Origin of the sequence: Microbispora sp. NBC_01389 (genome assembly GCF_045040095.1) — a bacterium.
Lineage (GTDB): Bacteria > Actinomycetota > Actinomycetes > Streptosporangiales > Streptosporangiaceae > Microbispora.
Genome location: NZ_CP109552.1, coordinates 6,579,894 through 6,602,918 on the forward strand (window position 1 = coordinate 6,579,894; position 23,025 = coordinate 6,602,918).

20 protein-coding genes are annotated in these 23,025 nt (G+C 73.3%); 9 read left to right on the forward strand and 11 right to left on the reverse strand.

Annotated features, from left to right (window positions below; translation table 11 throughout):
• Window positions 1–203: 203 nt before the first annotated feature.
• Entirely contained in the window at window positions 204–767 is a 564-nt protein-coding gene (locus OG344_RS29040; protein ID WP_405085807.1) for a hypothetical protein, read from the reverse strand.
• A 117-nt stretch (window positions 768–884) separates the two neighbouring features.
• On the opposite strand from OG344_RS29040, the gene OG344_RS29045 reads away from it, so the two are divergent.
• The gene (locus OG344_RS29045) at window positions 885–1,442 is read left to right on the forward strand and encodes a DUF421 domain-containing protein (protein ID WP_405085808.1); all 558 of its coding nucleotides are present in this window, start codon (window positions 885–887) and stop codon (window positions 1,440–1,442) included.
• A 92-nt stretch (window positions 1,443–1,534) separates the two neighbouring features.
• Here the strand turns inward: OG344_RS29045 and OG344_RS29050 are convergent, their stop codons facing one another.
• From OG344_RS29050 to OG344_RS29065, 4 genes are all read right to left on the reverse strand, one after another.
• On the reverse strand, window positions 1,535–2,002 hold the full coding sequence (locus OG344_RS29050; RefSeq protein ID WP_405085809.1) for an SPW repeat protein: 468 nt from the start codon (window positions 2,000–2,002) through the stop codon (window positions 1,535–1,537).
• Between the two features lie 120 nt (window positions 2,003–2,122).
• Window positions 2,123–3,898: a glycoside hydrolase family 15 protein gene (locus tag OG344_RS29055; protein ID WP_405085810.1), complete on the reverse strand. Its 1,776-nt coding sequence runs from the start codon at window positions 3,896–3,898 to the stop codon at window positions 2,123–2,125.
• 102 nt (window positions 3,899–4,000) lie between these two features.
• Window positions 4,001–5,332 (reverse strand): D-arabinono-1,4-lactone oxidase, encoded by a 1,332-nt coding sequence (locus OG344_RS29060; RefSeq protein ID WP_405085811.1) that lies wholly within the window; start codon window positions 5,330–5,332, stop codon window positions 4,001–4,003.
• A 70-nt stretch (window positions 5,333–5,402) separates the two neighbouring features.
• Window positions 5,403–6,065, reverse strand: a complete 663-nt coding sequence (locus OG344_RS29065) for a peroxiredoxin (protein WP_405085812.1) — start codon at window positions 6,063–6,065, stop codon at window positions 5,403–5,405.
• A 147-nt stretch (window positions 6,066–6,212) separates the two neighbouring features.
• Between OG344_RS29065 and OG344_RS29070 the strand changes: the two genes are divergently transcribed.
• On the forward strand, window positions 6,213–6,881 hold the full coding sequence (locus OG344_RS29070) for a methyltransferase domain-containing protein (RefSeq protein WP_405085813.1): 669 nt from the start codon (window positions 6,213–6,215) through the stop codon (window positions 6,879–6,881).
• Window positions 6,882–6,926: 45 nt separating this feature from the next.
• On the opposite strand, the gene OG344_RS29075 is transcribed toward OG344_RS29070, so the two are convergent.
• Entirely contained in the window at window positions 6,927–8,213 is a 1,287-nt protein-coding gene (locus OG344_RS29075; RefSeq protein WP_405085814.1) for an MFS transporter, read from the reverse strand.
• Between the two features lie 132 nt (window positions 8,214–8,345).
• Window positions 8,346–9,620, reverse strand: coding sequence for an SGNH/GDSL hydrolase family protein (locus OG344_RS29080; RefSeq protein WP_405085815.1), 1,275 nt, complete (start codon window positions 9,618–9,620; stop codon window positions 8,346–8,348).
• Window positions 9,621–9,728: 108 nt separating this feature from the next.
• Here OG344_RS29080 and OG344_RS29085 point away from each other — a divergent pair, with 108 nt between their 5' ends.
• The 5 genes from OG344_RS29085 to OG344_RS29105 all read left to right on the forward strand — a co-directional run bounded on the left by OG344_RS29085 (window position 9,729) and on the right by OG344_RS29105 (window position 13,925).
• Window positions 9,729–11,240, forward strand: coding sequence for a glycoside hydrolase family 43 protein (locus tag OG344_RS29085; RefSeq protein WP_405085816.1), 1,512 nt, complete (start codon window positions 9,729–9,731; stop codon window positions 11,238–11,240).
• A 19-nt stretch (window positions 11,241–11,259) separates the two neighbouring features.
• Window positions 11,260–11,751 carry a hypothetical protein gene (locus OG344_RS29090; protein WP_405085817.1) on the forward strand — a complete coding sequence of 164 codons (492 nt, stop codon included), beginning with the start codon at window positions 11,260–11,262 and terminating at the stop codon, window positions 11,749–11,751.
• Between the two features lie 28 nt (window positions 11,752–11,779).
• On the forward strand, window positions 11,780–11,914 hold the full coding sequence (locus OG344_RS29095; RefSeq protein WP_405085818.1) for a hypothetical protein: 135 nt from the start codon (window positions 11,780–11,782) through the stop codon (window positions 11,912–11,914).
• Window positions 11,911–13,011 carry a methyltransferase domain-containing protein gene (locus OG344_RS29100; RefSeq protein ID WP_405085819.1) on the forward strand — a complete coding sequence of 367 codons (1,101 nt, stop codon included), beginning with the start codon at window positions 11,911–11,913 and terminating at the stop codon, window positions 13,009–13,011. The genes OG344_RS29095 and OG344_RS29100 overlap by 4 nt, the downstream gene beginning before the upstream one ends.
• Before the next feature lie 101 nt (window positions 13,012–13,112).
• Complete coding sequence (locus tag OG344_RS29105; protein ID WP_405085820.1) at window positions 13,113–13,925, forward strand: SAM-dependent methyltransferase; 813 nt, start codon at window positions 13,113–13,115, stop codon at window positions 13,923–13,925.
• A 22-nt stretch (window positions 13,926–13,947) separates the two neighbouring features.
• Here OG344_RS29105 and OG344_RS29110 read toward each other — a convergent pair whose 3' ends face one another.
• From OG344_RS29110 to OG344_RS29125, 4 genes are all read right to left on the reverse strand, one after another.
• Window positions 13,948–14,316, reverse strand: coding sequence for a GNAT family N-acetyltransferase (locus OG344_RS29110; RefSeq protein ID WP_405089192.1), 369 nt, complete (start codon window positions 14,314–14,316; stop codon window positions 13,948–13,950).
• A gap of 90 nt (window positions 14,317–14,406) precedes the next feature.
• Window positions 14,407–15,405 (reverse strand): NAD-dependent epimerase/dehydratase family protein, encoded by a 999-nt coding sequence (locus OG344_RS29115; RefSeq protein WP_405085821.1) that lies wholly within the window; start codon window positions 15,403–15,405, stop codon window positions 14,407–14,409.
• Window positions 15,406–15,507: 102 nt separating this feature from the next.
• Entirely contained in the window at window positions 15,508–15,819 is a 312-nt protein-coding gene (locus tag OG344_RS29120) for an STAS domain-containing protein (protein WP_405085822.1), read from the reverse strand.
• Entirely contained in the window at window positions 15,819–19,985 is a 4,167-nt protein-coding gene (locus OG344_RS29125) for a SpoIIE family protein phosphatase (RefSeq protein WP_405085823.1), read from the reverse strand. The genes OG344_RS29120 and OG344_RS29125 overlap by 1 nt, the downstream gene beginning before the upstream one ends.
• Before the next feature lie 382 nt (window positions 19,986–20,367).
• Between OG344_RS29125 and OG344_RS29130 the strand changes: the two genes are divergently transcribed.
• Both OG344_RS29130 and OG344_RS29135 read left to right on the forward strand, forming a co-directional pair.
• The gene (locus tag OG344_RS29130; RefSeq protein ID WP_405085824.1) at window positions 20,368–21,828 is read left to right on the forward strand and encodes an NtaA/DmoA family FMN-dependent monooxygenase; all 1,461 of its coding nucleotides are present in this window, start codon (window positions 20,368–20,370) and stop codon (window positions 21,826–21,828) included.
• The gene (locus OG344_RS29135) at window positions 21,825–23,012 is read left to right on the forward strand and encodes an LLM class flavin-dependent oxidoreductase (RefSeq protein WP_405085825.1); all 1,188 of its coding nucleotides are present in this window, start codon (window positions 21,825–21,827) and stop codon (window positions 23,010–23,012) included. Before OG344_RS29130 ends, OG344_RS29135 begins: the two co-directional genes overlap by 4 nt.
• Window positions 23,013–23,025 lie beyond the last annotated feature (13 nt).

Below are 23,025 nucleotides of genomic sequence, written 5' to 3' on the forward strand. Positions count from 1 at the left end.
GTATCGGGGGAAAGCTCCACGGCTTCCGCGGGTGGCTGCCCACCCTAGCCGCGCGAGTCACCGAATTTCACAGACACCCGCAAACGATCTCAAACTCCCAGAATGTTCCCAGGCATCTCTCCGGCGTGCCCGTAGGCGAGCAGGTCCAGGTCCGAGACGTCCGCGAACCGGCCGCTCTCGCGTGCGTCGCAGAGGAACCCCGCTCACCCGCGCCGTACGGCGGCACGGCGAGCACAGGCGCCGACCTGCGCGGCCACCTGAGGATCGCCGGGCGTAGCACCCGCCGGAGCCGGTGCCGCCGGGGGCCCGCGCACCGCCGCGAGCCCGCACAGGGCGGCCACGGCGGCGACGACGTCCGGAAGGAGAACCAGCCTGATCCCCAGAGCTCCGCCCCACCTGTCCAGACAGCCTGTGTCCCTCGCGAGGTCCAGCGCGAACGCGAGCGGGGCGAGGCCGAACAGGACGAGCAGCGGCGCCGCCACGACGCGGGCGAGCACCCGCCCGGCCCGGGAACGCCCCGTTCTGGTGGCCGCCCAGTGCGCGACGAACCCGGCAACGATGCCGGGGAGGCCCGAATACCAGGCCAGAGGGAAGTACGCACGGGCGGGCCACCACACGCCGGTGGCGGAGTCGTAGAGATCGCGCGCGGGGCAGTACCCAAACGAGAACCAGGCGAAGCCGTGCTGGGCCAGGGTCAGGCTGTAGGCCAGCCCTGCCGACGACACCGCCAGGGCGGCGGCCCACCACCGACGCGATCTTCGCGACACGAGCCGACACGTTACCGCTCGTCCCCGACAGAGTGACGGCGGCGGGAAGGCGGGGAAGGCCAGCGTGAGGACGGCGCGACGAGATCCGCCGTCGCGCCTCCAGGCTGGAGGGAAGCCATGTCCCCGCTGTCCGGAGTGTCGCCGCCGCTCGATGGGTTCCTGCTGTTCGGGCAGGTCGCCGGGCTGGGCTGGGTGGCCGTCAAGACGCTGCTGCTGTACGCGACCGCCGTCGCCGGGCTCCGCGTCACCAAGCGCCGCATGATCGCCGAACTGTCGCCGTTCGACTTCGTCGCGGCGGTCGCGGTCGGCGCGATCGTCGGCCGCACGGCGACGGCGTCCGACACCTCGTATCTCACCGGGGCCGCCGCGCTCCTCACGGTGATCGCCGTCCACGCCGTCGTGACGCAGGTGCGGTTGCGGTCCCCGTCACCGCACTGGTTCGACCACACGCCCCGTGTCCTGGTGGCCGAGGGTGAGATCCAGCGGCGGCAGCTACGGAGGTGCGGGCTCACCGAGCCCGATCTGTACGTGATCCTCCGCCAGCACGGCGTCGCCTCGCTCTCCTCGGTACGTTACGTGATCTTCGAGTCGAAGGGGGCGGTGAGCGTGGTGACGAGGGACCATCCGGTGGGCGACGTCACCCACCACGGGCTGCGGCAGGCGCCACCCGCGTGACGGCCGGAACACGACGAGACCGGCGGAGGACGATCTCCGCCGGCCGTCCGCCGTACGGCACGCGCGCGGCTGGGGCGCGGCGCCGCCGGCGGCTACCACTCGCCGCCGGATGCGCCGGCTTCTCCGCGCCGGCCGTGCTCGTGCTGCCGGTAGTTGGCCGCGAAGGCCAGCGCGCCGAGGCCGAACAGGAAGATGATCGCCCCGGTGACCACGTTGTTCCAGATGGTCGCGGTGGTCGCCGGCCGGCCACTGATCACCCACGGCGCGATGATCGCCCAGACGCCGAGCACCGGTGTCACCCAGCTCACGCCGTACGTCCGGCCGAACGCGGAGGCGCAGCCCAGCGCCAGCGCCGTGACGACAAGCCCGACGATCAGGTTGTTGACCGTCAGGCCGCCGAATCCGGTGAATCCCACGATCCACGGCGAGACGGCGAGATAGAGCCCGGCGAGGAGCGTCACCGCGTCCATCACCTGCGCGGGGGCGGTGGATCCCGCCCGGTCGTACGTCTGGCGCAGCTCCGTCACATCCGGGCGTCGAGCCAGACCTGGTCGCACCATGATGTGTCACCTCTTCTCCCAGGTAGCGGGGGCCCGAGACCCCTTCTCTTGCATCATGCAACCGGGAGCGCCGCCGAGGGGAGACCGCGAGACGCGCCGAATGCAGATGAAGTACATCTGTCAGGCAGATCGCTCCGGCGCCGCCAGGGCCGCCGCCGTGTTGACGATCGAGACGTGGCTGTAGGCCTGGGGGAAGTTGCCCACCTGACGGCGGCGGCCGGGGTCGTACTCCTCCGCCAGCAGGCCGACGTCGTTGCGCAGGGACAGCAGCCGCTCGAACAGCGTCCGCGCCCGCCTGCGCCGGCCCAGCAGGGCGAGCGCGTGGGCGAGCCAGAAGGAGCAGGGGACGAAGACGCCCTCCCCGCCCGGCAGCCGGTCCACCTTGTCGGCCTCCGGCCGGTAGCGCAGCACGAATCCGCCCTCCGTCAGTTCGCGGCACACGGCGTCGACCGTTCCCGCCACGCGGGGGTCGTCGAGCGGCAGGAAGCCGAGCCGGGGGATCAGCAGCAGCGCGGCGTCCAGCCCTCTGGAGCCGTAGAACTGGGTGAAGGTGTTGCGGCCGGGGTCGTAGCCGTGGGCGCACACGTCCCGGTGGATCTCCTCGCGCAGCGCGCGCCAGCGGTCCACCGGCCCGTCGAGCCCCTGCCGCTCCACCGAGGCGACCATCCGGTCGGCGGCCACCCACGCGAGGACCTTCGCGTGGACGAACGGACGGCGCGGCCCGCGCACCTCCCAGAGCCCGTTGCCGGGCTCCCGCCACGCGCCCTCCAGATAGTCCATGAACGCGCGCTGCAGGTCCCAGGCGTCCTCCTCCGGCCCGAGCCCCGCCTCCCTGGCCTGGTAGAGGCAGTCGATCACCTCGCCGTACACGTCGAGCTGGAACTGCCGGGCGGCGGAGTTGCCGACCCGCACCGGCCGGGACCCCTCGTATCCCGGCAGCCGGTCGAGGGTCCGCTCGGGCATCCGGCGGCCGCCGTCGATCGTGTACATGATCTGCAGGTCGGCGGGGTCGCCGGCGACGGCCCGCAGCAGCCAGTCGCGCCAGGCGGTCGCCTCCTCGGCGTACCCCGCCTCCATGAGCGCCCGCAGGGTGAACGCGGCGTCCCGCAGCCAGCTGTAGCGGTAGTCCCAGTTGCGGGAGCCCCCGATCCGCTCCGGCAGGGACGTCGTCGGCGCCGCGACGATTCCGCCGGTCGGGGCGTAGGTGAGGGCCTTGAGCGTGACGAGGCTGCCGGACACCGCCTCGGCGTAGTCTCCCCGGTGCCGGCACCGGCCGAGCCACTCCCGCCACACGCGTTCGGTGGTCGCCAGTTCCTCGGCGGCCTCCAGCCGGCGCGGGCGGCTCCGCCACGACTCCTGCCAGGTGAGCACGAACGGCACCCGCTCCCCCGCCGCGACGGTGAACGAGGCGGTGGCGGCACTTCGCCGGGACTCCTGCGTCAGCGGCACGGGAGACTGGAGCCACGCGGCGTCCGGACCGGCGATCACGGCCAGTTCGCCGCCGCGCCCGCGCGTCCACGGCACCACCTCGCCGTAGTCGAAGCGCAGGAGCAGTTCCGTACGCATCTCCACCCGGCCGCGCACGCCCTCCACGATCCGGACGACGTCGGGCGCCTCCTCGCGCGGCGGCATGAAGTCGAGGACCCGCACCCGCCCGCCGGGCGCGTCCCAGGTCGTCTCCAGCACCAGCGTGCCGTCGCGGTAGCGGCGCCCGGCGCACATCCCGCCCGCGGCGGGCGCCAGCAGCCAGCGGCCGGCCCGGTGCCCGCCCAGCAGGGCCGCGAAGCAGGCGCCGGAGTCGAAGCGGGGCAGGCACAGCCAGTCGACCGAGCCGTCCCGGCCCACCAGGGCGGCGGTGTGCATGTCGCCGACGATCGCGTAGTCCTCGATCCGCATGGCCCTCCCCCTCACCCGTACGGCCGGGGCCGGGGGCGGGCCCGTACGCCGGGGACGCGGCCGCGGCACACACCTACCCCGGCATATCGCCGCGAATCGGGCTCATCGCCGCCCGAAGACGTACCGCTCGACGTAGTCGTTGGCGAAGACGCCCCGGGGGTCGTGGTGCCGCGCCAGGGCGGCGAAGTCGTCCATGCGCTCGTAGCGGGAGCGCAGGACGTCCGGCGGGAGGGTGAAGATCTTCCCCCAGTGGGGCCGCGCCCCGAACGGCGCCAGGCGCTCCTCGATCGCGGTCAGCACCGGCGTCACGGCCGCCGGGTCCTTGACCCAGGTGAAGTGGAAGGCCACGGTGTCGCGTCCCTGGCTCGGGCTCAGCCACAGGTCGTCGGCGGCGATGCTGCGGATCTCGGAGATCTGCAGAACCGGGGCGATGCGGTCGCCGAGCGCGCCGAGCGCGCGGAACGCCTCGGCCGCGTGCCGCCGGGGCACCATGTACTCCGACTGAAGCTCCTCGCCGCTGCTCGGGGTGAAGTCGGGGCGGAAGTGCGGCAGGCGCTCGAACCAGGGGCCCGGCGTCCCCATCTGGGTCGTGCAGTGCACCGGGGACACGCCGGGCACGGGGTGGCGCGGACCGCCGGCCGGGGCCGCCCCGAAGAAGCCGCCGCCGGGCCCGGGGCCGGCCCCTGCCACTCCCCCGGCATCGGGCGCCCCTCCTGAGCCGGTCGCCCCTTCGGAGAAGGAGGCGGGGGCGAGGCGTTCCTTGACCCAGACCTGGTTGACGCGGGAGGTCCGCCAGTCGGTGAACAGGCTCACGCTGTAGGCGGCGGACATGACGGCGTCGAACCGGTCGTCGAGCACCTCCGCCGGGAGACCCTCGTACACTCGCTGCCGGACGTCAAAGGCCGGGAGGAGATCGAGCGTCAGGGCGACGACGGCGCCGAGCGCGCCGAGCGACACGACGGCGCCCGCGAACCGGTCGCCGTCCGCGTCCCGGCTCAGCGTGACGAGGTCGCCGCCGGCGGTCACCATCTCGATCGCGCGCACGGACGTCGCGAGCCCGCCGTTGCCGTCGCCGGAGCCGTGGGTGCCGGTCGCGCAGGAGCCCGCGACCGAGATGTGCGGCAGGGACGCGAGGTTGGGCAGGGCGTGGCCCTTCTCGTGCAGGCGCCGCCCGAGTTCGCCGTACCGCACGCTCGCGGCCACCCGGACGGCCGCCGCCGCGGAGTCGACGTCGATCTCGGGGGGCAGGCCGTCCAGCGAGACGAGCGCGCCCGGCGAGTCGGCGATGTGGTTGAAGGAGTGGCCGCTGCCGAGGACGCGGACCTTCCCGCTCCGGGCCACCAGCCCGCGCAGTTCCTCCAGCGAGGACGGCCGGTCGATCCGCCCGGCCCGGAAGGTGATGTTGCCCGCCCAGTTCGTCACGTCTTGAGTCACCAGACGAGTTTTACCGGACATCACCCGAGTGCCGGGCCCGGCGGGGCGCCGGACGACTCAGGCGGACGACTCAGGCGGGGCGGCCGGGGAGGCTGGCGAGGTACCAGTCGACGAGCTTGACCCTCTCGTCGGCCTGCCTGGCGTCCACCTCGGCCTGGGTCCGCGGCGCGCCCAGCAGCACGTCGTCTCCCGGCCGCCAGTTGGCCGGGCAGGAGACGCCGTCGCGGTCGGCCGTCTGCAGCGCCTCGACGAGCCGGAGGATCTCGGGGACCATGCGCCCCGCGTTCATCGGGTAGTAGAGGATCGCGCGCACGACCGACTCGGGGTCGATGACGAAGACCGCCCGCACCGCCGCCGTGGTCGACGCGTTCGGGTGGAGCATGCCGTACGCGCGGGAGATCCGGGTGCCGACGTCGGCGACGACCGGGAACGGCACCCGCACACCGAGCCTGTCCTCGATCGCCCGGGTCCAGGCGAGGTGGCTGTGGACGGAGTCGACCGAAATGCCGAGCAGGGCGACGCCGCGGGCCGCGAACTCCTCGGCGAGCTCGGTGAAGGCGACGAACTCGGTGGTGCAGACCGGGGTGAAGTCGGCGGGGTGGCTGAACAGCACCAGCCACCGCCCCGCGTAGTCGGCGAGCCGGACCGGGCCGTGCGTGCTCTCGGCCTCGAAGCCGGGGGCCCGGTCGCCGATGAGCGGTAGCCGGGTGGCCGGCTCCGCGGCAGCAGTCATGGCGTGCTCCTCTCCATCCGCTCACTGCGCCCGTACCCGCGATGACCGGTCACGACGACGCGCCGTTCGCCCCGGTTCGGTAATCGCCCGCGGCGGCGGCGCGCCAGCCCGCCGCACCGGGGAATGAACCTCGCGAGGGGGGCTGCCATGCGGACGACCGTGCCGGTGACGACCGAGATCAGCCATCCGCTGTTCGCGCGCTTCTACACCTGGTTCAGCCAGGTGCTCGACCGGCGGGGCCTCGCCGGGCAGCGGGAGGCGCTGCTGGCCGGGCTGTCGGGCCGGGTGATCGAGGTCGGCGCGGGCAACGGGCTGAACTTCCGCCACTATCCGCCGTCCGTGACCGGTGTGCTGGCCGTCGAGCCGGAGCCGCGGCTGCGGGCGGCCGCCCGCCGCGCCGCCGAGGCGGCGCCGGTGCGGATCGAGGTGGGCGGCGGCCTGGCCGAACGGCTCCCGGCCGCCGGCGGCCGGTTCGACGCGGCGGTGGTGACGTTCGTGCTGTGCTCACTGCCCGACCCGGGCGCCGGACTGCGGGAGATCCGCCGGGTGCTCGCGCCCGGCGGGCGGCTGCGCTTCCTCGAACACGTCCGCGCCGGGGGCGCCGGCTGGGCCCGCGCCCAGGACCTGCTGGACGCGACGGTGTGGCCGCGCCTGACCGGCGGCTGCCACACGGGCCGGGACAGCGTGGCGGCGATCGAGGCGGCGGGTTTCACGATCGAGTCACTGGACCGGTTCGTCTTCGCCTGCGGCGTCCGCGGCCCGATCTCCCTCTGCGGCCCTATCTCCTTCTGCGTACGGGGCGTGGCCCGCCGCTGAGCCGCCCCCGTCCCGGTGGGCCGGCGCGGCCGGTCCGAGGTGTGGTCAGTCCGCGCTCGGCTCTGGCTGCCGGTCCGCCGTCTCGGACCGCGCGGTCCCGGCCTCGTACCGGCGGAAGGCCGGGACGGCGAAACCGGCGACCAGCACGAGGAGCGCGCAGACGAGGCCGCCGCCCGCCCAGGAGGGCACCAGCCCGAAGGCGTCCGCCGTGGCGCCCGCCCGCAGGTCGCCGAGGCGCGGGCCCCCGGCCACCACGACCATGAACACGCCCTGCAGCCGCCCGCGCATCTCGTCCGGCGCGTACGTCTGCAGGATCGTCTGCCGCCACACGGCGGAGGCGAGGTCGATCGCGCCGCCCACGGCCAGCAGCGCGACGACCAGCCACAGCGGCTGCGCCAGCGCCGCCGCGGAGACCGTGACCCCCCACAGGGCGATCACGAGCGTGAGCGCCACGCCCTGCCGCCGTACGCGGCCGATCCAGCCGGACAGCAGCCCGGCGGCGACCGCGCCGATGGCGATGCTCGCCGACAGCCAGCCGAACGCCACGGCCGACCCGCCGAAGCGCTCCGCCGTCATCTCGGGGAACAGCGCCCGCGGCATCGCGAAGGCCATCGCGATGATGTCCACCACGAACGACATCAGCACGACCGGCCGGCTCACGACGTAGACGAGCCCGTCGGCGACCGAGCGCAGGCCCGGCCGGGAGATCTCGCCGAGGGGCGCGAGCGTCGGCAGCCGTACGGCGGCGTAGAAGCCCGCGCCGAACAGGACGGCGTCGATGAGGTAGGCCAGGGCGTAGCCGCCCCGGGCGAGCACCAGCCCGGCCAGCAACGGCCCCACCACCGTGCCGACGCTGCTGACCAGGAAGTTCAGGGTGTTGGCCGCGGCGACCCGCTCGGTGGGGACGATCCGGGGGATGATCGCGCCGCGCGTCGCCGAGGTGACGGCGAAGCCGATCGACTGCAGGGCGATCACCGCGAGGATGAGGTGGACGCTCCCCAGCCCCGACCAGGCGTGCAGCAGCAGGGCGAGGGTCGACACCCAGGCCACGACCGACCCGGCGAGCAGCAGTCGCCGGCGGTCCATCGCGTCGGCGACCGCGCCGCCCCACAGGCCGAAGACGACCAGCGGAACGAGGCTCACCGGGCCGAGCATGCCCACCCACAGCGACGACCCGGTGATGCTGTAGACCTGACCGCTCACGGCCACCGCGGTGAGCTGGAAGCCGACGAACGACACGCCCTGACCCACCAGCAGCCGCCGGTACGCCGGGATGGCCAGGGGCCGGGTGTCGAGTGCGACGCGCTTCAGAACTGCCTGAACCCCCGACACCCTTTACCTCACCGATCTGGGTAAATCGACCAATTCGCGTACTTTACCCTGATCGTGTTATGGGGCCCCTCCGGGGTGGGCCGCCGGTTGACGGGGTCACTCGAAGCCGAAACCTCAGTCGTAGTGGAAACCTCAGTCGTAGTGGAAACCACGGGGCAGCGGCTCGTCGCGGAACAATCGGGCGGGGACCGCCTCCGCGAGCGCCCGGTAACCGGCCGGGTTCAGGTGCAGGCCGTCGCCCACGTCGTACGCCGGGAGGAGCCGCCGGGGAGCCGCCGGGTCGCGGGCGGCGCGGTCGAAGTCGATCACGGCGTCGAAGCGGCCGCCCGTCCTGATCCACTCGTTGACCGCCTGCCGGGACCGCTCCCGGTGTCCGCCCGGGTCGTCGTAGGCGTCGTTGCCGCCGAACGGCGTCAGCGTCGCGCCGTACACGCGGATGCCCCGGGCGTGCGCGCGGCGGACGACCTGGCCGTACGCGGCGATCAGGTCCTCGGCCACCCGCCTCTGGGCCGCCTCCGCCGCCCCGGCCGTGCCGATGTCGTTGACCCCCTCGAAGAGGACCAGCCAGCGCACTCCGCTCTGCGCGAGCACGTCGCGGTCGAGGCGGGCCAGGACGTTCGGGCCCAGGCCGTCGTCGAGCACCCGGTTGCCGCCGGCCCCCTGGTTGACGATCGCCACCCCGGAGGTGGCGCGCCGGGCGTGCAGGCGGTCGGCCAGCCGGTCCGGCCAGCGGTCGTTGCCGTTGGTGGTCGAGCCCCTGCCGTCGGTCAGCGAGTCGCCCACCACGACGGCCGCGGCGGCCGAGGGCCCGGCCCACACCTCCACGCCGCTGAGGAGGTACCAGTGGTCGGCGGGCGCCGCGCCGGCCAGTGCGGCGTCCTCGGTGTGGTCCCCGGCGAGCAGGTACGACGTGGTCCGGGAGCCCGGGTGCGAGGTGACGGCGGAGGAGCGCTGACCGCCGGCCAGGTGGACCGTCACCGTGAGGACGGACCTGGGCGCCAGGTCGAAGCTCAGCGGGTCGGAGACCGCCTGCGCCCCCGCCGGGATCACGACGGAGGGACGGCCGTGGAAGGTCACCCGCCGTGAGGTCCCCGGCCGGATCTCGCCGGTCCCCGCCCGCCCGCCGCCGGGAAGCGCGACGGCGACCCTGGTGAGAGGCAGGGCGGCGCCGCCGAAGGCGTTGGAGAAGCGCAGCCGCATCCGCCGCCCGCCCAGGGTGACGCGCAGGGTCTGGCGCAGCGTGCTGCCGGCGAAGACGAGGCCGTCCCCGGCGAACGGCGCGGGCGGCATGTTCTCCGGCTCCGTGAGCTGCGGCATCGACGTCCAGGTGGCGACCCAGTGGCCGTCCGGCCCGCGCGCGGCCAGGCCTGCGCGCCGCCGGGTGGATCTTGACGCGTTGCGGATCATCCGCCTATGGTCCCGTCCAGCCAGGTCTTCGATCCACCCCGGCGGACACTCCCGGCACAGCGGAGCACGGAAGGGCGAACCCTGCATATGCGGACGTACCGGAATCCAGTGATCGGCGGGTTCCATCCCGACCCGAGCGTCTGCCGGGTGGGTGAGGACTACTACCTGGTCTGCTCCAGCTTCGAGTACTTCCCGGGTGTGCCGATCTTCCACAGCCGTGACCTGGTCCACTGGCGGCAGATCGGCAACGTGCTCGACCGGCCGTCCCAGCTGCGCCTGCCGCCCGAGGCCGTCGCCTCCGGCGGGATCTTCGCCCCGACCATCCGGCACCACGACGGCCTGTTCTACATGATCACGACGAACGTGAGCGACGGCGGCAACTTCCTGGTGACCGCGGAGCGTCCCGAGGGCCCGTGGTCGGACCCGGTCTGGATCGACCTGCCCCGGGTCGATCCCAGCCTGGCCTGGGACGACGCGGGCGACTGCTGGCTCACGACCTCCGGCCCCCGGCTGGCGCGCATCGACCCGGCGTCCGGCGAGGTGCTGGAGGGCCCGGTCGACATCTGGCCGGGCACCGGCGGCAAGTATCCCGAGGCGCCCCATCTGTTCCAGGTCGGCGGGTGGTGGTATCTCCTGCTGTCGGAGGGCGGCACCGAGCGCGGCCACGCCGTCTCCATCGCCCGCGCCCGCTCCCCGCGCGGGCCGTTCGAGCCCGGCCCGGTGAACCCGATCCTGACTCACCGCGGCACCTCCCGCCCGATCCAGAGCACCGGCCACGCCGACCTGGTGTGCGCGCCCGACGGCACCTGGTGGATGATCCTGCTCGGCGCCCGGCCCCGCGGCTACTCCCCCGAGTTCCAGGTGCTCGGCCGGGAGACCTTCCTCGTTCCGGTGGAGTGGGTGGACGGCTGGCCGGTGGCCGGGCCGGTCGAGGAGCGTCATCCCGCCCCCGTCGCCTGGCACCCGCTCCCCCCGCCCCCCGTCCGCGACGACTTCGACGGACCCGGCCTCGCGCCCTGCTGGATCTCGGTGCGCTCCCGCCCCGACGACTCCTGGTCGCTGGCCGAGCGCCCCGGGCGTCTGACGCTGCACGCCACCGGCCCCACCCTGGACCGTCCCGGCCACACCTTCTTCGGGCGGCGCCAGCAGCACCACGACTGCCGCGTCAGCGCCCGCCTCGACCCCGATCCCGGCCGGGCCGGGCTGTCCGTACGGCTCGACGAGGCCCACCACTACGACCTCGAGGTGTCCGGCGGAGAGGCGTCCGTGATCGCCAGGATCGGCCCGTTGCGCCAGGTCGTGGCGCGGCGCCCGGTCGCTCCGGGACCGCTCACCCTCACGGTTCGCTGCCGTACGGCCGATCCGCTGCCGCCGTCCGTGACCGGTTCCGCCGAGGCCGGCGCCGGGCCGGTCGGCGTGGGCGCCCGCGGGCCGGACACGATCGCCTTCTCGGCCGGCGGCGTCCTCCTCGCCGAACTGGACGGCCGCTACCTGTCCACGGAGGTGGCGACCGGTTTCACCGGACGGGTGATCGGCATGTACGTCACCGAGGGCAGCGCGGCCTTCGACTGGTTCGACTACGAGGGAACCGACGACGAACCGGTCGTTCCTGTCGCCTGACGAGCCGGCCGAATCCGCCGTGGAGAACGCCGGCTCCCTGTTCCGCCTGCCCTCGCCGGTGGAGGAGCTGATCGACCCCCGCCTCGAAGCGCGGGGCATTCGCCTGCTGCTGAAGCGCGACGATCTCATCGATCCCGAGATCCCCGGCAAGAATCTGAATTATCACTTCGGCGGATACGCGAAGACGAAGCCGGAACTGCTGTCCTTCATCGAGGACTTCGAGAAGCGGCACGGCCTGCGCCCGGACCGGCTCTACACCGGCAAGATGATGTACGGGATCTTCGACTTGGTCGAAAAGCACAGGTTCCCACCGGCACCACGATCGTCGCAATCATCACCGGCCCGATCTGACACCCGCAACTCATCCCTTTGCCGCTTTCGCCCAACCACGCGCAAGCCAGAAGTAATTGCGCGCGTTGACCCTACAAATGCGCACGACGATGTGCGCGATCTGCTGACCGGGTGGCGCGGAGACACTACGTGCCGCACAGTGAAGGTGTGCCGGCCATGAACGATCAAAAGGGGGAGGAGAGAGAGGCGTGGGCAAGGACGAGGACAAGAAGCCGCCGAAGCACGCGGGGCCGCAGAAGCACGACAAGCCGTTCATCCCGGAGAAGCCGACGAAGGAAAGCGGTGACGGTCAGGGGAAAGGCGGAGGGACACGGGGCAAGTGAATCTCCACGAACGTATCGATGCGCTCGCTGACGCGCTGGCGGCCAATGGCGAGCTGACCGATGAGGGATGGCGCGCGGCGCTGCACGCTGTGCCGCGTCATCTGTTCGCCCCGGCGGTGGCCTGGGCGGAGCCGTACACGGGGCCGGGCTACCGTATCGATCGGGACACCGATACGGGCGCCTGGTGGGATGCGGTGTACGCCGACCACCCGATCATCACTCAGCTCGACGACGGAGCGACTGAGGTAGGCGGGGAGGGCGTGTATTCGTCCTCACTGTCGGCTCCGGGGGTTGTCGTGGACTTCCTCGAACTGCTGGGCCCCTATGACGGCGACCGCGTCCTGGAGATCGGCACGGGAACCGGGTGGACGGCCGGGCTGCTGTCCCATCGCCTGGGTGAAGCGAATGTGGTCAGCGTCGAGATCGATCCGGCGGTGCATGAGGCGGCGGCTGCCAGCCTCAAGCAGGCCGGTTTCGGTCCGCGTCTGGTGCTGGGAGACGGCGCGGACGGCTGGGCGGAGCAAGCTCCGTACGACCGGGTCCATGTCACCTGTGGCGTGCGGGAGGTGCCGTACGCGTGGGTGGAGCAGACCCGCCCCGGCGGAGCGATCGTGCTGCCCTGGATGCCGGGGTTCGAGCCGGGCCACAAGCTGTGGCTGACAGTGGGACGAGACGGCACGGCGACCGGCCGGTTCGCAGGGGGCGCGCACTACATGATGATGCGGGCTCAGCGCGTTCCCGCTCCGCCGGAGCATGAGGGCGGGTACGGCAGGCGCGCGGCGACGGCGGATCCCCGCCGAGTGCTGCGGGCAGGATCGGGCGCCGATGTCGCGATCGCGGGATCTCTGCCCGACGTCTCGGCGAGTCTCGGCACGGGCGAGGAGTTCGAGATCTGGTTGTGGGCCGGGCATTCCGGGGCCTGGATCACCGGATCGGAGGTCCGGCAGTTCGGTGAGCGCAATCTGTGGGACGAGGTGGAAGAGGCCTTCTTCCGCTGGGTGGAGTGGGGAAGCCCGGGCCGGGACCGGTTCGGGCTGACCGTCACCCCGGATGGCCAGCGCATCTGGCTGGACAGGCCGGACAACGTGATCCGCTGACCGGTGGCTGGTACCGGTATTCGCGATTACCTGACAGGCCGGTCAAATCTGCCGTGAGCGTCCCTATGATGGTCGAAGATCGAGACGCTTGGGGGCAGAGCGTGTACGACGAGCAGGCACCGGACTGGGTGATCGACCCCTCCACGCCGAGCGTGGCCCGGATGTACGACTACTACCTCGGCGGCAAGGACAACTTCGCCGCCGACCGCGAGGCGGCCGAGAAGATCATCGAGATCCTGCCGAACGCCCGCGACGTGGCCCGGGCCAACCGCGCCTTCCTCGTACGGGCCGTACGGCACCTCGCGGGCGCGGGCGTCCGGCAGTTCCTCGACGTCGGCACCGGTCTCCCGACGCAGGAGAACGTCCACCAGGTGGCACAGGCCGTCGCGCCGGACTCCCGGGTCGTCTACGTCGACAACGATCCGATCGTGCTCGTCCACGCCCGTGCCCTGCTCGCCGACAGCCCCCGGTCCATCGTGGTGCCCGGCGACATGCGCGAGCCCAAGGCTGTACTCACCCACCCGGCGGTCCTCCGCCACCTCGACTTCGGCCGGCCGATCGCGTTGATCATGCTCGCCGTCCTCCACTTCGTCGTCGACGACGCGGAGGCGGCGCGCATCGTCGGCACGTTCCGCGAGGCGCTCGCCCCGGGGAGCCATGTGGTGCTCTCCCACGGCACGCCCGGCGACCTCGACGAGGACGCGGTCAGGCGAAGCCGGGCCGTCTACACCGCCACCACCAGCGGAGGCGCCGTGCCGCGCACCACGGCCGAGGTGCGGAGCCTGTTCGACGGCCTGCGCCTGCTGGAGCCCGGCGTCGTGCCGCTGGAGGAGTGGCGCCCCGAGCCTCCGGAGACGCCCCTGGAGAGCAGGCCCGGAGCCGGCATCGTGGGCGGCGTCGCCGTCGTCCCCTGACCGGGATGGGAAACGGTCTGCCTCAGAACGGTCCGCCGCAGAGGCGCCTGGTCATGAACACGCTGAGCGGATCGGGATGGTAGTCGCCGAAGGGCTCGCAGTAGGTGAACCCGAACTTCTCGTACAGCTTCCTGGCGGGCAGGAAGTGCGCCTCCGAGCCGGTTTCGAGGCTCAGCCGGGTGAAGCCCATCCGCCCGGCCTCGGCGAGGATGTGCCGCAGCAGGGACGCGATCCCCGCGCGTTTGCGGGCCGCCGACGTCCGCATCGACTTGAGTTCGGCGTGGGCCTCGTCCAGCCTCTTGATCGCCCCGCAGCCCACCACGGCGCCGCCGTCCATCACCGACCAGAACGTGACCTCCGGACGGCCGGCCCAGAATGACCGGCCCAGAATGACCGGGCCGCACGGACATCGCCCCGTGACCGTCGCCGCGGGACCGTCGCCGCGGGACCGTCGCCACGTAACCGTCGCCGCGTAACCGGCTCAGCCCAGCGGCGCGACGGCGAACTCCCGCATGCCCTCGGCGAACCCGACGCGTGCCTGGAAGCCCAGCTCCGCCCGCGCCCGGCCCGGCGAGGCGACGATGTGCCGCACGTCGCCGAGGCGGTACTCCCCCGTCACGACCGGGGGCGGCCCGCCCCGCCGCGCGGCCAGTTCCGCGGCCATCTCCCCCACCGTGTGCGGCTGTCCGCTCGCGACGTTGTACGCGGCCAGGGCGCCCTCCCGGCCCCCGGCGAGCGCCGCCAGATTGGCCCGCGCGACGTCGCGGACGTGGACGAAGTCGCGCCGTTGCCCGCCGTCCTCGAAGACGCGCGGGGCGCGTCCCGCCTCCAGCGCCGACCGGAAGATCGCCGCGACGCCCGAGTACGGCGTGTCCTTGGGCATCCGCGGACCGTAGACGTTGTGATACCGCAGGGCGACGGCGACGCCGCCGGTCTCCCTGGCCCAGTTGGCCGCGAGATGCTCCTGTGCCAGCTTCGTGGTGGCGTAGGCGTTGCGGGGATCGGCGGGCGCGTCCTCGCCGATCACCACCGGCGTGAGCGGCGAGGCGCAACCGGGGCAGCGCGGCTCGAAGATCCCCCGGTCGAGGTCCCCGGCGGCCCGGGGACGGGGCCGGACCGGCCCGTGCTCGCGGCACTCGTACGCGCCCTCCCCGTAGACGACCATGGACGACGCCAGCACCATGCGGCCGACGCCGTGCCGCGCCATCGCCGCCAGCAGCACGGCCGTGCCGTACACGTTCACCGAGGCGTAGCCGGGCAGGTCCGCCACGTCGACGCCGAGGCCGACCTTGGCCGCCTGGTGGACCACCGCGTCCACGCCCGGCAGCAGGCGGCCGGCGACCGTCTCGTCACGCACGTCTCCGTGCTCGACTCCGCCCGCCCGCACATCGAGGCCGGCCACCTCGTGCCCGGCCGCCGTCAGCGCCTCGGCGACGTGACTTCCGATGAACCCGGCCGAGCCGGTCAGCAGCACCTTCACGCGCCGAGGGTAGACCGCCGCCGCCCCGCCGGGACCGCTCCGGCCGCGGCCGTTCGCGACCCGTAAGATCTTCCGCCCGCCCCGGCCGTCAGGAGCGGGTCGCTACGACGAGACGGGGGCCTCGTGCTCGCCGGTCTCCACGGGAGCGAGACCGGCGAGACCGGAGATGTCCAGGACGGGGGTGAGCAGCGGGTTGGCGATGAGGGTGATGTGGTCGGCGTGGGCGAACAGGACGCTCAGGCCGGCGCTGTCGAGGTACTCGACGGCGGTCAGGTCCAGCACGAGGGGGCCCGGGATGTTGCCGAGAGCCTCGGCGAGCGCGTCGGTGTTACTCATGTCGATCTCGCCGGTGGCCGTCAGCAGCGCGGCGCCGTCGGCGCGGCGGCTGGAGGTGAGGGTGAGGGGCGTGGTCATCAGGCGATCCTCGTGTGCATGTCGACGATGGTGCCGGACGGGCCGGGCGTGATGGTGACCTGCTGCATCATGGCGCGCATGAGGGCGACACCGCGCCCGCGGTGGGTGTTCTCCTCTGCCTTGGGGGACTTCCAGCGGCCGGTGTCGGCGACGACGAGGCGCAGGTTGTCCACGAAGGCCTCGGCCCGCAGGCGGACGATGTCGCCGGGGGCGTCGCGGTGACCGTGCTCGATGGCGTTGGCGCACGCCTCTCCGGCGGCGACCAGGACGTTCTGGATGGTCTGGGCCGGCAGGTCGCACTGGGCGAGCCAGGTCCGGAGCGCCCTGCGGACGGGCGCCAGCTGGGACGACTCGGCGGGGAAGGCCATCTCCAGCGGGGCGGGGTGGCGGTAGAGCAGCAGGGCGACGTCGTCGTCGTAGCCGTCGGCGGGCGCCAGCCGCACCATCACCTGCGTGGCGAGGTCGTCGACCGCGGCGTCCCGGCCGTCCTGCACGGCCTGGCTGGCCTGGTCGATGCCCGCGTTCAACGGGCTGCGGCGGCGCTCGACCAGGCCGTCGGTGTAGAGCATGAGCGTGGCGCGGGCGGGGATGACCTCCTCGCCCTCCGGGCGTTCCGCGCCGGGGCGGACGGCCAGGGGGATCGACCGCCCGTCTTCGAGCAGGCGGGTGGTGCCGTCGGGGTGGGCGAGGATGCCCGGCGGGTGCCCGGCGCTGGAGTAGGTCAGCACCCCGGTCTCCGGGTCGAGCACGCCGCAGAAGACGGTGGTGCACTTCGCGCCCGGAACGCCGGCGGCGAAGTGGTCCAGGGCCATGAGCGTGCGCGCCGGGCTGGCGTCCTGCAGGAGCAGCGCGCGGCACGCGCTGCGCAGTTGCCCCATGACGGCGGCCGCCTCCACGCCGCGCCCGACGCAGTCACCCACGACGATGCCGATGTTCCCGCCGGGCAGGGCGATGGTGTCGTACCAGTCGCCGCCGACCTCCAGGGGACGGGTGGCGGGCTCGTAGCGGACGGCGAATCCCTCGGGCAGGTCGGCGGGGCCGAGGATGGCGCGCTGCAGCGCGATCGCGGTCTCGCGTTGCTGGTCGATCTGGTGCGCGCGGACGAGCCCCTGGGCGAGGTGCCCGGCGAGCAGCGACAGGAGCAGTTCGTCCTCCCGGGAGAACGGCCGCTGGTCGCCCAGCTCGACCCACAGCGCCATCGGGCCGTCGGGATGCTCCAGCAGCACGCCGACTCCGCTGCGGTCGGCGGCGGGCGTCAGCAGGGGCCGCCTACGCAGGTCGGTGAGGGCCTCGCGGTGTTCGGCCGGTAGCGCGCGCCAGTTGAGCGAGGCGTCGGTGGCGGTCAGGGTGGGGTCGCCGTCGTGCTCGAAGACGGCGGCCAGCACGTGCCGGGCGCGCCACAGGGTCCGCATTTCCCCCAGCGCCCCGGACAGCGCCTCGGTCAGGCTCCCGGCCTGGGACAGCGACGTGCTGAGGGAGGCGAGGGCGCTCTCCCGCTGGATGGCGTAGTGCTCGGCCGTGACGTCGCGGAAGGTGCCGACGACCACCTGGCGCCCGGTGTCGGGGTCCTGCGCCTGGTTGAAGGTGACGCTGATCCACAGCCGGTGCCCGTCCCGGTGGATGACCGGGATGGTGTAGCTGCCCTGGCCGGGGCCGACGAGTCCCGCGAAGGCGTCGGCGACCTGCCGGTGGGCGGCGGGGTCGACGTCGCGGTCCGGCCACCACGGGTGGATCGGCGTGTACGGCAGGCCCTCCGGGCCGTACCCGAGCATGTCGGCGAACGCACTGTTGATCTCGACGACCGCGCCGTTCTCGTCGCAGACGAAGAACGCCTCCTGCAGCGAGTCGACCAGCGCGGTGCGCCAGCGGGCCTGGTGCTGGCGCAGCCGCGCCATCTCCATGTTGGCCCGCACCCGCGCGAGCAGCTCCGCGGCGGCGAACGGCTTCACGAGGTAGTCGTCGGCGCCGGCCTGCAGGCCCTCGATGGACGCCTCCTGGCCCGCCCGCGCCGACAGCAGCAGCACGGGGACGGCCGCCGTGCGCGGATCGGCCCGCAGCGCCGCGACCAGCGCCAGGCCGTCCAGGCGGGGCATCATCACGTCGCTCACCACGAGGTCGGGGGCCTCGGCGCGGATGGCGTCCAGGGCGTCCTGCCCGTCGCCGACGGTGTCGACGAGGTATCCCGCGCCCGTGAGGAGCCTGACGAGATATCCGCGCATGTCGGCGTTGTCGTCGGCCACCAGCACCCGCGCCGGGATGCCCGCCGGGCGGGCGGCGGATGGGTCCTGGGCGGCCAGCTCCATGTCGTCCCCACCGGATACGGCCGCGTCGTCCCCGGGCAGCCAGCGCAGGGCCTCCTGGACGAAGGGGTCGGCGGTGGCGGACGCCACGCTGCCGCCGCCGGCCGTCGTGATCGCCTCGGCGGGCAGGTGCGCGGCGCCGAACGGCAGGCGGATGGTGAAGCGGGTGCCCGCGCCCTCCGCGCTCTCGGCGGCGATGGTGCCGCCGTGCAGGCCGACGAGTTCCTGCACGAGGGCCAGGCCGATGCCGCTGCCTTCGTTGGAGCGCGAGCGGGCGTTCTCGATGCGGTGGAACCGCTCGAACAGCCGCGGCACCTCGTCGGCCGGGACCCCGATGCCGGTGTCGGTGACGGTCACCACGGCACAGCCGTCCTCCCCGCGCACCGACACGCCGACCGAGCCCTCGAAGGTGAACTTCAGCGCGTTGCTGAGCAGGTTCAGGACCACCTTCTCCCACATGCCGCGGTCGATGTAGACCGGCTCCTCCAGGGGACGGCAGTCGACCTCGAAGTCCAGGCCCGCCTTGTCGATGGCGGAGCGGAAGAGGCTGGCCAGCTCGGCGGTGACCGCGGCCAGGTCGACGGGCTCGTAGCGGGCCTGCATGCGGCCGGCCTCGATGCGGGAGAAGTCGAGCAGGGTGTTGACGAGCTTGCCCAGCCGCAACCCGTTGCGGCGGATGGCCTCCAGTTCCTCGCGCACCTGCGGGTCGGCCCCCTGCAGGCGGCCCCGCAGTTCCTCCACCGGTCCCATGATCAGGGTCAGCGGGGTGCGGAACTCGTGGCTGATGTTGGAGAAGAAGACGGTCTTCGCCCGGTCGAGCTCGGCCAGCTCCTCGGCGCGCCGCTGCTGCGCCTGGTAGCTGCGGGCGCTCGCGATCCCCGCGGCGACGTGCCCGGCGGCCAGTTCCAGGAACCCGCGGTAGCTCTCGTCGAGGGGCCGGTACCGGTTGAGCGCGGCCACCAGGAACCCGTACGGCGCGCTGCCCTGCTGGAGCAGCGGCGCCAGCAGCGCCTGGGCGGGCGGCTCCGGCCAGTCACCGGACGGCAGCCCGGCGAACCCGGCGGCCTCGAGCTCCACGAGCACCGGCTCCCCCCGGGCCGGCGCCGCCATGGGCCACACCGCCCCGTCCGGGTCGCGGGCCGGCAGGGTCAGGGGGGCGGCCGGGTGCCCGGCGGGGATGCCGGTCACGCCCGCCAGCCGCGCGCCGCCGTCGTCCTGGAAGAGATAGGTCAGCGTGAACGGGAGGTCCCGCCGGTTGTGGCCGAGCTGGCGGCAGGTGAAGGCCAGCATCTCCTGCTCGGTGCGGACCACACTGGGGTCGGAGCCGAGATCGCGCAGGGTCGACATGCGGCGCTCGCCGACGACCCGCTCGGTCTCCTCGCTGACGACGCACAACATGCCGACCACCGCGCCGGAGTCGTCGCGCAGCGGGCTGTAGGAGAACGTGTGGTAGCTCTCCTCCGGGTATCCGGACCGTTCGAGGAACAGCAGCAGCGCCTCGTCCCAGGTGGCCTGTCCCGTGGCGAGCACGGTGCCGATCCGGGGACCGATGTCGTCCCAGATCTCCGCCCACACCTCGCTGGCCGGCCGGCCCAGCGCCCACGGATACTTGCGCCCCAGGGTGTCGCGGCGGTAGGCGGCGTTGCAGAAGAAGGTCAGCTCGGGGCCCCACGCCATCCACATGGAGAACCGGGACGACAGCAGGATGCTCACCGCGGTACGCAGGCTCTGCGGCCACTCGTCCGGCGGCCCGAGGGGGGTCGCCCGCCAGTCGACCTTCGCGAGGTCCCGGCCGACCTCCTCGTCGGCGGTGAACACGTCGGCGCCGGGCGCCGTCACCGGCCCGGCGTCGTCACTGAGCGCCACTACGCCACCCCTTCGTTCGCGCCGGCCCGGCCACTGCCCGCCCGGTCCAGGTCGCCGCGTCCCGATCGCCCGCGTCCCGATCGCCCGCGTCCCGGTCGCCGCGTCCCGGTCGCCGCGTCCCGGTCGCCGCGTCCCGGTCGCCGCGTCACCGTGCCCGTCACCGCGTCCCATGGCCCGCCCAACCCTAGAGCAGATCGGTGACGTGACGGAGAGGATAGGTCAACCCCCCGTCAAGAGGCCAACCGGGGCCCTTTCCGGACGGCCGGGACACCGGTCGCGGCCGGCGCGTGCCCGCGCCTCCGATCCAGTTCGACGGTGACGATTGACGCAAAAACCCTTAATCCCTACTGTGTTACTAGGTTTCCGTCACCAGGAGCGCCCGATGTCCAAGCAGATCCATCTCGCCGCGCACTTCCCGGGTGTGAACAACACGACCGTCTGGTCCGATCCCGCGTCGGGCAGCCAGATCGACTTCGAGTCGTTCCGCCACCTGGCCCGGACCGCCGAACGGGGTAAGTTCGACTTCTTCTTCCTCGCGGAGGGACTGCGGCTGCGCGAGGCGAAGGGCCGCATCCACGACCTGGACGTCGTGGGCCGTCCGGAGTCCCTGACCGTCCTCGCCGCGCTGGCCGCCGTCACCACCCACCTGGGACTCGCCGCGACGGTGAACTCCACCTTCAACGAACCGTACGAGGTGGCGAGGAGGCTGGCCTCGCTCGACCACCTGAGCGGCGGCCGGGCCGCGTGGAACGTGGTGACCAGCTTCGACGCCTTCACGGGCGAGAACTTCCGCCGCGGCGGCTTCCTGGATGAGTCCGACCGGTACAGCCGGGCGAAGGAGTTCCTGGAGACCGCCAGGGAGCTGTGGGACTCCTGGGCCCCCGACGCGGTGGCCGCCGACCCGGAGACGGGGCGGTTCCTGCGGCCCGGCGGCGTCACCGCCTTCCGCCACCAGGGCCGGCACTTCGACATCTCGGGGCTGTTCAACGTGCCCAGGGGCCCGCAGGGCCATCCGGTGATCATCCAGGCCGGAGACTCCGACGAGGGCCGCGAGTTCGCCGCGTCCTCGGCCGACGTGATCTTCAGCAGGCACAGCAGGCTGGAGGAGGGCCGCGCCTTCTACCGGGACGTCAAACGCCGGCTCGCCGCGTACGGCCGGCGGCCGGAGGACCTGAAGATCCTCCCCGCGGTGACGTACGTGCTCGGCGACACCGAGGCCGAGGCCGCCGAACGGGCCGCCGAGATCCGCCGCGCGCAGGTCGGCCCGCAGCAGGCGATCTACTTCCTGGAGGCCGTCTGGGGCCGCGACCTGAGCGGGTACGACCCGGACGGCCCGCTGCCCGGCGTCGAGCCGGACCTGGAGGAAGGCGTGACCAGGGGCCACGCGGCCTTCCGCCGTGACCGCGGCGAGGTGGTGGCCAAATGGCGCGCCCTCGCCGAGGAGAAGAACCTGTCGATCCGGGAGCTCGCCATCGAGGTCTCCGCGCCGCAGACCTTCATCGGCACCCCCCGCGCCGTCGCCGACGAGATCGACCACTTCGTGCAGACCGACGCCGCCGACGGCTTCATCTTCGTGCCCCACCTGACCCCGGGCGGGCTGGACGACCTGGTCGACAGGGTCGTACCGCTGCTGCAGGAGAAGGGCGTCTTCCGGACCGAGTACACCGGGCCCACCCTCCGCAACCACCTCGGCCTCGCCCCCCGCGACCCGGCGCTCACTGCCCCGGCCCCCGGTGACTCCGCCGGCCGTGACCCGGGTCCCCGTGACTCCGCCCTCCGCGACCTGCCCCTCCGCGACCCGGCCGCCCCCGTGCCGGCCCCCCGTACGAAGGAGAACCGATGACTCTGCACCTCGCCGTCGCACTGGACGGGGCCGGCTGGCACCCGGCCGCCTGGCGGGCCGAGGGCGCGCGACCGGACCGGCTGTTCACCCTCGCCTACTGGGCGGACCTCGTCGCGGAGGCCGAGCGCGGCCTGCTCGACTTTGTCACCTTCGAAGACGCCCTCGGCCTGCAGTCGACCCGCCTGAACGAACCCGACGAGCGGCTCGACCAGGTGCGCGGACGGCTCGACGCGGTGCTGATCGCCTCCGGCGTCGCACCGCTGACCTCGCGGATCGGCCTCGTGCCGACCACCGGCACGACCCACACCGAGCCGTTCCACGCCGCGATCGGCATCGCCTCCCTCGATCACGTCAGCGGCGGCAGGGCCGGCTGGCGGCCCCAGGTCTCGGGCCGCCCCGACCACGCCGCGCACTTCGGCCGCCGGGTCCTGCCGCCGCTGGACTTCTCCGACCGCGCCGATCCCGCCTTCACCCGGCATGTGGCCGGCCTGCTCGGCGAGGCCGCCGACGCGGTGGAGGTGGTCCGTCGCCTGTGGGACAGCTGGGAGGACGACGCCGAGATCAGGGACGTTGCGACCGGCCGGTTCGTCGACCGCGACAAGCTGCACTACATCGACTTCCAGGGTGACTGGTTCAGCGTGAAGGGTCCCTCGATCACGCCGCGCCCGCCGCAGGGGCAGCCGCTGGTCACCTCCCTCGCCCACGACAGGCAGCCGTACGAGTTCGCCGCCCGGGCCTCCGACGTCGTGTACGTCACGCCGCGGGACCGGGAGGACGCCTCCGCGATCGTCGAGCGGGTGCGCGCGGCGGAGGCCGCGACCGGCCGGGCCGGACCGCCGTTGAAGATCTTCGCGGACCTCGTGGTCTTCCTGGAGACCGGTGGCGCGGCCGACCGGAAGGCGCGGCTCGACGACCTCGACGGGGGCGAGTTCGTCTCGGACGCCCACATCTTCACCGGCACCCCGGAGGCGCTCGCCGGCCTGCTGCTGAGCTGGCGGGAGGCGGGGCTGGACGGATTCCGCCTCCGGCCGGGCGAGCTGCCGCGCGACCTGGTGGCGATCACCCGGGGCCTGGTGCCCGAGCTGCGGGCGGCGGGCGCGTTCCGCACGGCGTACGACACCGGGGACCTGCGCGGGCGGCTCGGCCTGCCACGCCCCGCCAACCGCTACGCGACGGCGTCATGAGCCGCGTAATGAG

What these genes read in the sequence shown, in the direction of transcription:
- OG344_RS29135 (WP_405085825.1), top strand. Translation starts at nt 21,825, where the DNA reads ATGACTCTGCACCTCGCCGTCGCACTGGACGGGGCCGGCTGGCACCCG.
- OG344_RS29045 (WP_405085808.1), top strand. Translation starts at nt 885, where the DNA reads ATGTCCCCGCTGTCCGGAGTGTCGCCGCCGCTCGATGGGTTCCTGCTG.
- OG344_RS29080 (WP_405085815.1), bottom strand. Translation starts at nt 9,620, where the DNA reads ATGATCCGCAACGCGTCAAGATCCACCCGGCGGCGCGCAGGCCTGGCC.
- OG344_RS29070 (WP_405085813.1), top strand. Translation starts at nt 6,213, where the DNA reads ATGCGGACGACCGTGCCGGTGACGACCGAGATCAGCCATCCGCTGTTC.
- OG344_RS29065 (WP_405085812.1), bottom strand. Translation starts at nt 6,065, where the DNA reads ATGACTGCTGCCGCGGAGCCGGCCACCCGGCTACCGCTCATCGGCGAC.
- OG344_RS29055 (WP_405085810.1), bottom strand. Translation starts at nt 3,898, where the DNA reads ATGCGGATCGAGGACTACGCGATCGTCGGCGACATGCACACCGCCGCC.
- OG344_RS29130 (WP_405085824.1), top strand. Translation starts at nt 20,368, where the DNA reads ATGTCCAAGCAGATCCATCTCGCCGCGCACTTCCCGGGTGTGAACAAC.
- OG344_RS29120 (WP_405085822.1), bottom strand. Translation starts at nt 15,819, where the DNA reads ATGACCACGCCCCTCACCCTCACCTCCAGCCGCCGCGCCGACGGCGCC.
- OG344_RS29050 (WP_405085809.1), bottom strand. Translation starts at nt 2,002, where the DNA reads ATGGTGCGACCAGGTCTGGCTCGACGCCCGGATGTGACGGAGCTGCGC.